The 10,329-nt window shown below is 68.6% G+C and carries 12 protein-coding genes; 11 read left to right on the top strand and 1 reads right to left on the bottom strand.

Translation table 11 applies throughout. From position 1 onward, the window contains the following. Positions 1–1,262 precede the first annotated feature (1,262 nt). Positions 1,263–2,651: a protein rep gene (locus tag ACWGSK_RS27415; RefSeq protein ID WP_452457177.1), complete on the top strand. Its 1,389-nt coding sequence runs from the start codon at positions 1,263–1,265 to the stop codon at positions 2,649–2,651. A gap of 52 nt (positions 2,652–2,703) precedes the next feature. On the opposite strand, the gene ACWGSK_RS27410 is transcribed toward ACWGSK_RS27415, so the two are convergent. Then, positions 2,704–3,438 carry a GntR family transcriptional regulator gene (locus ACWGSK_RS27410; protein ID WP_452457176.1) on the bottom strand — a complete coding sequence of 245 codons (735 nt, stop codon included), beginning with the start codon at positions 3,436–3,438 and terminating at the stop codon, positions 2,704–2,706. Positions 3,439–3,856: 418 nt separating this feature from the next. Between ACWGSK_RS27410 and ACWGSK_RS27405 the strand changes: the two genes are divergently transcribed. The 10 genes from ACWGSK_RS27405 (at position 3,857) to ACWGSK_RS27360 (ending at position 9,655) form a co-directional block, all read left to right on the top strand. Next, on the top strand, positions 3,857–4,108 hold the full coding sequence (locus tag ACWGSK_RS27405) for a GntR family transcriptional regulator (RefSeq protein ID WP_452457175.1): 252 nt from the start codon (positions 3,857–3,859) through the stop codon (positions 4,106–4,108). Then, positions 4,105–4,287, top strand: a complete 183-nt coding sequence (locus tag ACWGSK_RS27400; protein WP_452457174.1) for a hypothetical protein — start codon at positions 4,105–4,107, stop codon at positions 4,285–4,287. The genes ACWGSK_RS27405 and ACWGSK_RS27400 overlap by 4 nt, the downstream gene beginning before the upstream one ends. After that, entirely contained in the window at positions 4,280–4,414 is a 135-nt protein-coding gene (locus ACWGSK_RS27395) for a hypothetical protein (protein ID WP_452457173.1), read from the top strand. The genes ACWGSK_RS27400 and ACWGSK_RS27395 overlap by 8 nt, the downstream gene beginning before the upstream one ends. Continuing rightward, positions 4,411–5,535 (top strand): hypothetical protein, encoded by a 1,125-nt coding sequence (locus ACWGSK_RS27390; RefSeq protein ID WP_452457172.1) that lies wholly within the window; start codon positions 4,411–4,413, stop codon positions 5,533–5,535. The genes ACWGSK_RS27395 and ACWGSK_RS27390 overlap by 4 nt, the downstream gene beginning before the upstream one ends. A gap of 123 nt (positions 5,536–5,658) precedes the next feature. Then, positions 5,659–5,940 (top strand): hypothetical protein, encoded by a 282-nt coding sequence (locus ACWGSK_RS27385; RefSeq protein WP_452457171.1) that lies wholly within the window; start codon positions 5,659–5,661, stop codon positions 5,938–5,940. Beyond that, positions 5,937–6,200: a hypothetical protein gene (locus ACWGSK_RS27380; RefSeq protein ID WP_452457170.1), complete on the top strand. Its 264-nt coding sequence runs from the start codon at positions 5,937–5,939 to the stop codon at positions 6,198–6,200. The genes ACWGSK_RS27385 and ACWGSK_RS27380 overlap by 4 nt, the downstream gene beginning before the upstream one ends. Next, positions 6,190–6,558: a hypothetical protein gene (locus ACWGSK_RS27375; protein ID WP_452457169.1), complete on the top strand. Its 369-nt coding sequence runs from the start codon at positions 6,190–6,192 to the stop codon at positions 6,556–6,558. Before ACWGSK_RS27380 ends, ACWGSK_RS27375 begins: the two co-directional genes overlap by 11 nt. A 61-nt stretch (positions 6,559–6,619) precedes the next feature. Beyond that, complete coding sequence (locus ACWGSK_RS27370) at positions 6,620–8,644, top strand: type IV secretory system conjugative DNA transfer family protein (RefSeq protein WP_452457168.1); 2,025 nt, start codon at positions 6,620–6,622, stop codon at positions 8,642–8,644. Positions 8,645–8,728: 84 nt separating this feature from the next. Further along, complete coding sequence (locus tag ACWGSK_RS27365; RefSeq protein WP_452457167.1) at positions 8,729–9,271, top strand: NUDIX hydrolase; 543 nt, start codon at positions 8,729–8,731, stop codon at positions 9,269–9,271. 69 nt (positions 9,272–9,340) lie between these two features. Continuing rightward, positions 9,341–9,655 (top strand): hypothetical protein, encoded by a 315-nt coding sequence (locus ACWGSK_RS27360; protein ID WP_452457166.1) that lies wholly within the window; start codon positions 9,341–9,343, stop codon positions 9,653–9,655. The last annotated feature ends 674 nt before the right edge of the window (positions 9,656–10,329 follow it).

The following is a 10,329-nucleotide window of genomic DNA, read 5'->3' as shown; positions in this document are numbered from 1 at the left end:
GATACAAAGGCTCACCGTGTGGCCCCGGGTGGCTATCTCGAAGAGATACAAAGGCTCACCGTGTGGCCCCGGGTGGCTATCTCGAAGAGATACAAAGGCTCACTCAAAATCCGACACGCCGACGACCGGTGATCGCAGATACCTGCGCACTCCAGGTTCAGGACGACACGCCGACACGCCGGTATCCCAGATACCTGGGTACATCCCGTTGCCTGTTGCCCTCGATCCGGGAAACGGGAAACCCGCACCTTGACGGCGTACAGGTGTCGCGCCGGCTCCCTCGTTTGAGGAATGCACGGGCGTGTACCTGACCTCGATCACTAGTAGTGCCTAGGTGTGTGGCGTCGTGATGGGGATCTGGTCCTCGATCGGGTCCTGGTGCTCGTGCTCCTGGAGGACGAGATCGGTAGGACCCTCGCTGGGCGGATCCCCCTCGAAAACGGGGGCTCGTGGTGGGGTTCCATCCCGTCATCCGTCGGCGCCCGTAGGGCACATCCCGCCGGTGTCGGGGTGACACCCGAGCTTGCTCGGGCTTGCGCCCTGGTGGGTGCCGGGTGGACCGAGTGAGGAACGAGCTCGCAGCCGCCCGGTGCCTGCCAGGGTGTGTCTCCCCGGCTCCGGTGGGATAGGTCTTGACCGCCGGTGGATGAGGGGATGGGGCCGCGCCACCCCGGACCTTGGCCACAGTGCACGCCGCACCCGGCCGCCGGTCCCTTCCCCCATCCTGGATTCCCGAGGCCCTCCCCGGAGGGGAATGTCTTTTCGTGACGACGCCTAGGCCGTCTGGCCTGGGCGTTTTTCGCGGTCTGGGGTGTGACTGGAGAGGGCGGGGTGTGGATAAGCGCTCGGGGTGCCCCCGGATGCGCGATGATGCTGGACATGACAAAGGGCCGGGATTGCGCCCCGACCCTGATGTCAACAGCTTGTTCTCTATTGCTGCCGAACGCGGGGTTGCAGCCCGGATGCGTTCGGCCTGACCCGACCGGTTGCAGCCGGTCTAGATCGGTGACGTGATGCCGTCGTTGTCCAGGGTAACCCAAACCCGTTCCGACACAACGAAAGATGCGCGTGCGAGGTCGCCTCAGCCCTCCACGGACGTGCGCCTTGGTAGTACAGGGGGCAGTACTACCCGCGCAGGTCAGAAGCTCGCTGGGCCTACGGGGCGGTCTAAAAAGGGCCTCCCGGCCACGCCCCCGACCGAAGACGGTGGGGCGGACTGGAAGTCGGGCCTGCGCGATGAAGTCTGGGGACTCCAAGACCGCGTGCGGGAGATCACGCTGGACAAGGCCGCGCGAGCATGCGGCTACTCGATCGTGGAAGGCGCGTCCACCCTGATGAAGGGTGCCGGGCAGGCCTACTTCGGCGGACTGTCCACCTGCGCCAAGATCCACCTGTGCCCGGTCTGCGCCGGCCGGATCCGATCGGGCCGCGCAGACGAACTCCAGACCTACGTCGAGGCCTGGGAGACCGCCGGTCACGGCGTGGCCATGGTGACCCTGACCATGAGGCACTTCGAGCGTCATGTGCTCAAGGACCTGGTCAAGATCCAGCACGCCGCGTGGTCCCGGAGCTTCGGGGCCAAGGGCGGAAAGATGTGGGTCCGAATGAAGGACCAGTTCGGCATCCTCGGTTACGCCCGTGCGTGGGAGGTCACCCGGGGGCCGAACGGTTGGCACCCGCACTTCCACGTCCTGTTGTTCCTCGACACCCCCTGGACGGAGCGCACCGCGGCCGAGTTCAGCATCGCGGCCTACACCCGTTGGGCTGCCGCGCTGGAAAAGGAGGGCGGCTACCGGCCCTCGGAGAAGCACGGGGTGCGGGTCGACGTGCCAGGTGCCGCCGAAGCGCCGCTCGGTGAGATGAGTGAAGGGGTCCGTCTGGCCCGGTACCTCATCAAGTCCGGTGAGGGTCAGGCCTCGTGGGCGCTCGGGGCGGAGATGACCCGGGGCGACGTCAAGTCCGGCCGGAAGGCGGGCCGGCGGACTCCGTTCGAGATCGTGGCCGACTCCGCTGACGAGACCCGTGACGAGAAGTTGCGCAAGCAGGACGTCATGATCTGGCGCGAGTTCGAGGAGGGGTCCCACATGGTTCGGGCCCTGGTGTACTCGGCCAAGATCAAGGACCTCCTCAAGGACCTGATCGAGGTCGAGGAGATCTCCGACGCGGACCTGGCGGCTCCGGATGACCCGGCGGCGTCTGCGGTCGCGGTGTTCCCCAGCGAGACCTGGTACACCCACATCGCGCCGAAGCGGGGCCGGCGCCTGGAGCTGGTGCACGCCGCCGAGAGGAACGGGCAAGAGTCGGTGCGGCGCCTGATCGAGCGATGGGGTCTGGAGTGGGGGGTCGACGTGCTCCCACCGACTCAGGTCGAGGAGATCGCGGAGACGCGGATCCTCCCGAACCGCTCGGACCGCTCCGGATGGGATGCGCGGCGTTCAGACGCCCGCCTGGACGTCCCAGAGCCGCGCGACGGGGAAAGGGCTGCTGCGCCCGTTCAGGAGGCCTTGACGGTTGCTGAAGAGCCGGAGCCACTGAGTGTGGAGAGTCTGGCGGAGATCCGGGCCGAGATGGTGTCCGCGAACCGAGAGGTGGCGGCCGCGGGGATCGCTCGTCTTCGAGCGCAGGGACGTCTTTCTCCGATCCAGGACTGATCTGGGCATGAAGAAGGCCCGCCCTGTCCAGGGCGGGCCTTCTTGGGTTGTTCTACGCCTGAGGCAGGAGCTGGTAAGCGGAGCTGACGACGTGTCCGGGGGGGCAAACGAACTCGTAGTACGCGATGGGTCCTTCGTTGTCACGCCATACGGCGGTACCCGCCAGGAGTGCGCTACCCACCTCGATACCCAGCGCGTTGGCCTCGCGCTGATCTGCGGTCCGGCCCTCGAAGTAGTCCCTGCCGTCTGTGGCCTGTCGGGGAGTCCGGCTCCCGATCAGCTCCACCGTGTTCGGGATCGGGGCCTCTGCCAGGAGTTCGGGGACCTCCTGGGAGAAGGGGACAGGCACCCACATGACGGAGAGCTTGTAGGGACGACCTTCCCTGCGTGAGATCTCCTCTCGGCGGATCACCGTCATGTTCATTGCGTCCGCGTTGACCCCGAGCGCGGCTCCTACGGACGGAAGCATCGGCACCACGCCAACCTCGGTGACCTCCACGTCGGCCCCTTCTGGCAGAGCGGTCCGCCGCACCCGCTCGGAGGGCTCGGGGACGGCACGGGTTCCGTTGACCGTGCTGCCCTGCTGTTTCGTGTCGATCAGGCCTTCACCGCGGAGCTGGCGAAGGGCTTTGTGCGCGGTACCTGGGGAGCAGGACCAGCGGTCCGCGATCTCGGCAACGGTCGGCATCTTCGCGCCGTGGCGCAGGGAGCCCGTGGCGATGAGCTCCCGGTAGTGGTCTGCGATCTGGACGTATGGGGGCTTCGGTCGCTGTAGCTGGGGAGCCATGAAGGGCCTCCTTGAAGGCATATATGCGGTCTGATGATCGGATCTTCAGTCTACGCGCCATGAACAAGGCTGTATATACACGCCTTGACCTGCGAATTCGAAAATTCTTAGGCTCATATGTCAAGGGGTGTATACACGGACCATATATATGCCCTACAGTACACATACACGGTCCGCAGAGACCGGCCCGGATGCGGACTCCGACTTCGGTCGAGTGGAAGCCCGTAGGCACTTGAGCTTTGAGAACTTCACAGCACTACCGCAGACCAGCCCCCTCATCACGGGGTCAACCGCGCTGGATCACCGCAGCACGCTGCGGCCCGTCCCGATGGTCTGCACACCTGAAACGCAAAACGGCCCCAGCGGATGCACCCGCTGAGGCCGACCCCGGGCCACCACTCAAGGAAGGACGACCCGGATGCCCAGTATCTCGCTCATCACAACCCTTTCTCGACCTGCCGCTCCATACGTCCAGATCGCAGACCACTACCGGGAGCTCATCGCCACGGGCTCCCTGCCCCCGGGGGACCGGCTCCCCACCGTCATCCAGATGGCTACCGCCTGGCGGGTCAGCCCCGGCACGGCGCACAAGGCCGTCCGCCTCCTCCGAGGCGAGGGGCTCGTGCGCACCACTCGTCAGGGCACCACGGTGCAGGAGGAAGCGGCATGACCCCCGACATGCTCCCCGCCGTGGTCGCGACCGCCGTGGTGGTGCTGCTCCTGGTCCTCGGAGCGCTCCGAGTCGCCGCCGGCTACCGCAAGGTCCGCGCCCGGATCCGCCGCCTGTCCCAGACCCGCCTGGTCTTCGCCCGGGTCACCTCCCGCCGAAGGAGCCGCCGCCGTGGTTGAGCTGATCTCGCTGTTCGCCTTGCTGCTGACCGGCGGCCTGTTCTGGCTGATCGTCGGCCCGCCCGTCATCGACCGGCGCTCCGACCTCGAAACCCTCCGCAGCTTGACCAGGAAGGACCACCGATGAATCTCCGCAAACGCGCCGCTGTCACGCCGGACGTGGTGGCCACCCTCCAGGAGCGGACCCGGCAGGCTCAGGCGCTCGCGTCCGTGCCGAACCAGACGCTGCTCTCCGACCCCCGACTGAACCCGGACACCCGCTCCGACGCCGACCGCCTCCAGGCCGAACGGCTGGCGACTGGCCTGGAGATGGAGCACCGCCGCGAACTGCGCAAGGTGCGCGAGACCGACCGCCGCGAGGAAGAGCGCATCCGGGCCGCTGCCGCCGTGGACGCCGCCCGCGCCGCGACCGACCCGGCCTACACCGTCCTCGACCTCGTGCGCAGCAGGACGCGGTTCTCCCGGCTGTGCCTGGGGGCCTCGATCGTGCTGTCGATCGGGTCCGCGATGAGCCTGGAAGCGGCCCTGGTCACCCACTATCCGGCCGCTGCGGACGGGGTGGGCTACATCGCTGAGATCACCCTGACCGGCATGTCCACGGTCGCAATCCTGTGGGCCGGCAAGCTCGCCCGCGCCGGACGGCTGCCGGACACGGGGTTGGTCCGCAACCTGCTGGTGGGCCTGATGATCGTGCCGCTGCTGATCTCCATGGTCGGGGCCACGATCGGGTCCGGGCCGGTGGGCGCGATCACCTCCGCCGGATCCGCTGCGTTCGCGGTGATGGCGTACCTGGTGGCCGTCACCTCCTCCGCTGCCATCACCAAGCTCGTGGGCGACATCGACCGCACCACGGTGACCGAGATGCCGGTCGACAACGAGGACCAGGAGCTGCCGCCGCTCCCGCGCCGCGCCGACCGCGACCGCGACGCTCTGGAGATCGTGGGGGAGGAGATCGCGGACCAGGCCGCCGACTTCCTCCGCCACCAGGACCACGGGGGGGATCACGGGGGGGACGACACGTCATCCCCCGGGGGGGACCACGGTCCGACCGGCGACATCCACCCCTCCACGGACGCCCCGCCGGCCCTTGAGGACGCCGCCCGGCGCCGCTCCCAGACCGCCCGGCAGCGGGTGGAGGACTACTACAAGACCCACCCCACCGCCCCGGTGAAGGCGGCCGCGAAGGACCTGGGGGTCGACCCCAAGACGGTGCGCAAGTACCGCCCGGGGAGTGACGCACGTGGATGACCTTCGACCCGTACCCGAGGACGACCGGTGCCGGGAGCCGCGCCGGCACCGCACCCCCGACAACACCCGCTGCCCGCTCTGCGCTGACCAGCTGCCACTTCCTGGATTCGAGGAGATCGCATCATGACCTGCCCCCAGCCCTCCATGACCGTCCGCATCGACCTGACCGCCCTGCTCCGCCGAGTCGCCCACGGTGTTCACCACATGCGCCCGGTCGATCTGGCCCTCCGCGCGGTGCTGCTCGTGGGCTGCCTGGCGGTGGCCGTCTGGATGATCCACCGCGGCGAGGTCGTCTGGCCCCTGGTGGTCGGTGCGGCCGGCGCGCTCAGCCTGGCGACCGACGCCGTGGAGCTGTACGCGGTCGCTGCGGTCTGCGACCGCCTGGCGGCACAGGAGGAGGAGTGACCCGCACCGACTGGCGCACCCGCCTGCGAGCGGGTGCCGCCTTCCTCGATCACCTGATCTGTCACGCCGACTCGCTGATCTCGGCCCGACTCGACATCCGACCGATCCGCTCCCAGCTCGCGGACGCCGCCGCGTGGCTGGGCCGCACCTGGCGGGAGCACCTGCACGCCGCGCACGTCCGCAAGTACGGCCCCGGCCGCGGGGTCATCGCCATCGTCATCACCCGCCCGAAGAACCCGAAGGAGTCCCGTGAGCGCTGAGTCCAAGTACGCCAAGACGATCATCGACGAGCTGGAGATGATCGAGTTCGAGACCGGCTCGGACATCCGGCTCTACACCGAGAAGGTCCGCAAGCTCTCCCGCGCGATCGCGATGGAGCTGGAGTACTCGGCCCAGGAGCTGGAGGCCTCCCTCAAGGACCTGCCCCCGGCCGCCGGCGAGTCGAACCGCACGGTCCGCTCCAAGGCCCGCTCGATCGCCCGGCACCTGCGCCGCGCCGCTGAGGCCCAGCGCACGGTGGGCATCGAGTCGGTGCGCACCTGGGGGTCGATGATCAAGCACTTCGAGCACCTGATCAAGCCCAAGGGCAAGCGCAAGACCATCGACCTCGAAGCCTGACGAACCAGCTCACCGGGGGCCGCCACCCGGCGGCCCCCGGCCACACGAAGGGAAGTACACGATGTCTCGCGAGCTGGTATCGCTCCGTGGCAAGCAGGACGACAAGGACAGCAAGCGGCCGGTCAAGCCGCGCCTGCGCGACTACATGCGGCCCTGGTCCGCGATCCCGATCCTCATCCCGGCCGGCTACCTCACCCACTGGCTGTGGGGCGACCTGGGGTGGGGAACCGGGCTCGCGGCCGCGGGCATCCTCGCGGCCGGCGCGATCGTCACCTACGCCACGCACTCCCTCACCGAGGCCCGCACCTGGTACGCCCACCACATCGCGGTGGGGATGACCTCGACCGCGACGGGGTGGTTGACCCTGGCGACGCTGGCCGGCCCCGGCCGCCCGGTGCTGGACATCATGCTGCTGGGCGGTGCCACTCTCGCCGCGATCGCCAACGTGCACCTGTGGGCGGGCGACAAGGTCGCGCCGGAGACCCCGAAGGAAGGCCGGCAGATCATCCCGTGGGCCAAGGTCAAGGAGGTGCTGAGCCTGCGGGGCGTGTCCATGCGCGTCAAGGAACAGACCGACGCCATGGTCAAGGGCACCCTGGAGTTCGAGGGCGGGGCCACGGTCGACGACCTCCAGCGCCGCCGCCAGGAACTCGCTTCGCTGTACAAGGTCGCTCCCGGCGCGGTGCGCATCACCGAGGACCCCGACCGGGCCGACAAGGGCGAGCTGGTGATCATCACCAAGAACGTGATGAAGGAGCTGATCCCGTGGCCGGGCCTGGACCCGAAGATGGTCGGGGCCTCGCTGGCGGACGGCCCCCTCGGTCCGCTGGGCCTGTACGAGGACGGCACCGAGTTCTTCGACGGCCTGGACGACCGGCACACCCTGACCGTGGGCATGTCCGGGTCCGGCAAGAGCGTCTACGGCAAGGTCAAGATCCTCAACATCGCTGCGAGGAAGGACACCTTCGTGTGCGCCATTGACCTGTCCAAGGGCCGGCAGACCCTGGGGCCGGTCGGTCACGCGATCGGGTGGACCGCCTTCGACAAGAAGTCGGCCAAAGCGATGCTCAAGGCGATCGAGCGGGCGGCCACGGCCCGCGCCGACTACCTGGGGTCCAAGGGCCTGCCCGGGTGGACTCGGGGCTGCGGGCTGAGCTTCCTGCACATCCTGATCGAGGAAGCCGCCGAGCTCGTCGACTTCGACGAGCTGGTCAAGCTCGGGCAGATGGCCCGCTCCGCCGGAATCCACCTGGAGGTCTCCCTCCAGCGCGCCACCTACAGCAACATCGACACCGACGCGCGGGCCAACTTCGGCGACTCGATCTCCTTCGGGGTCAAGACCGATGGCGACGCGAGCTTCGCCCTGCCGGACTACGTGTTGGAGGCCGGCGCGGAACCGCATCGATGGCAGAACTTCCAGCCCGGGTCCGCCTACGCGGCGGTGCGTGAGGCCGCCCCGGATCGGCACACCACGCCCATCAAGATGTTCGGCCCCCCGACCACGGACAAGGAGGACGAGAACACGGTCCTGACGCCGGCCGCCGAGTCCCTGCCCGATCAGGACGGCAAGCTCGACGACGTCACCCGCAAGGCGTTCGGCAAGCCGTACACCGAGTTCCTCGCTGCCAGCCGCGGGGCCGCGCCGGCCGCGCCGGACACCGACGACATCGAGGAGACCCCGGCCGTGACCGAGATCGAGGACCAGGAGGACGACGACCGCGAGGAGATCGACCCGATCGTGCTGGACACCGAGGACGACAACCCCGACGTCGTGGGCGACCTCGATACCGAGCTCGCGCCGGTCGAGGGGGAAGCGGAACTGATCCTGCCGTCCAAGGCCCGCAAGGGCACCCAGATGTCGGCGGAGAAGGCGAAGGCGGCGGTCGACTCCCTGATCGAGGAGTGGGGGGTCGGTAAGGAATTCACCACTCACGACCTCAAGATCGCGCTCCGGGACATGGGGGTCGAGCGCGGCAAGTCCTGGCTCTACGGAGAGCGGCGACGTCTGGCTGAGGCCGGTCAGATCTCCGTTGACGACAGCGGTACCTGGACCGTGCAGGAGACCCGCGAGCTGGCCTCCGTCTGACCCTGATGTAGCCGGCCCCACCAGAGATACCGCTCTGGTGGGGCCACCCTCCCCGAACGCGACGAACGAAGAGGAACCCACATCATGCCCAAGACCTGCTGCAAGACGAGCGTCGGTGTCCTGATCCTGGATGAGGACCGCACCGAGATGCTGATGATCGAGCGGGGAACCGCCCCGGCCGGCATCGCCCCGGTGGCCGGTCACGCCCTGGACGAGCACGACTCCTACGAGGCGGCCGCCCGGGAGGAGGTCTCCGAAGAGGTTGGGCTGCTCGTGACCGGGCTGACCCGCCTTCCCGGTGGCGGCTACCACCCCGGCCGGTGCCGCCGCGAAGGGTCGACCGGCCACACCTGGCAGCTGTTCGAGGCCACAGTCGCCGGCAACCTCGACCCGTCCGAGCGCGAAGTCGCCCGGGTCGGGTGGTGGGACCTGTCCGAACTCCAGGTGCTCGCGGACCGTACCGCCGCCTACGCGGCCGGCCGCGTCACCACCGCCGAGTTCACCGACGAGCCGGGGCTGGAGCCGGTCTGGTGCCACCACCTGACGGAGCTGGGCTACGTCGACCTGGCGGCCGAAGACCTCGACCGGATCGAGGCCCTGGCGGCCACCCCGCCGTCCCAGCACTGAGCAACTCGCCGAACACGCCCCGGGCCCGCGCCCGGGGCGTCATCCTGAACACCCACGGAAGGAGACCCCTTGAGCGAGATCATCAGGTGGCTGGACCTGCTGGTGCGGTCCGGTGGACTGACCCGCGAACAGGTGAGCGAGCGGATCGAGCAGACCGACATCGACCTCGCGCTCCTCCTGGCCGTCCACGCGACCGGCCCGACCGGCCGCCTCGACCGCGCCCGGATGCGCGCCAAGTTGGGGATCACCGCCCTCGACTCCGCACCCCCCGCCGCCGTTACCGACCTCGCCGCCGTGGTGCGCGAGGACAGCAGCGCGGCCAGCCGGCCCCCCTGGACCGAACTGCTCGCAGAGGTGCGCCACGGGTGGCGCGCCAGGGCGTAGGAACGACGAAGGCCCGCCCCACCCGGGGCGGGCCTTCCTTGCTTTCCAGGCCCTGTCCAGACCCTGTCCAAACCCGAGTCCAGACCCCTTCCAAACCCCGTTCCAAACCGGTGTCCAAACCGGTCTGGACACCCTCTGACCTGTAACCCACACGCCGGGACGTCCCAGACGAGTCCGAACCCAACGACCAACCCTGATCGAGGATCAGAACCTCATTCACCGATCAGGAGGGACCGACCCACGAAATCACCCCAGCAGGACCAGTGAGTCAGCACAGACCAACACATCAAACCTAGGCACTATCAGTGATCCAGGAACGAAGATCACACCTAGGCACCATTGGTGATCGAGGGGCCACACTCCTTGACACTCGCAGTCGTGGGGGTGGAGCGGCGGGGTGCCGGCCCGCCCCAGTGAGCAAGGCCGGCCCCGGCCGCCGGCCTCCCGAGTGCGGCCGCGATCCCGGGAAGCGACCCGCCGCGGGGATCGATGTCGGCGTCGCCCTGGTCCTCGATGTCGTCCATGCGCTCATCCTCGCGCCGGGGTCCCCGATGTCCGGGAATCGTCCGGGGCCGCTCCGATACAAAGGCTCACCGTGTGGCCCCGGGTGGCTATCTCGAAGAGATACAAAGGCTCACCGTGTGGCCCCGGGTGGCTATCTCGAAGAGATACAA

The sequence above is a fragment of the Nocardiopsis sp. NPDC055551 genome (assembly GCF_053619415.1).
Note: the sequence above shows the minus strand (reverse complement) of the source record. Positions and strands in the feature narration are given on the sequence as shown.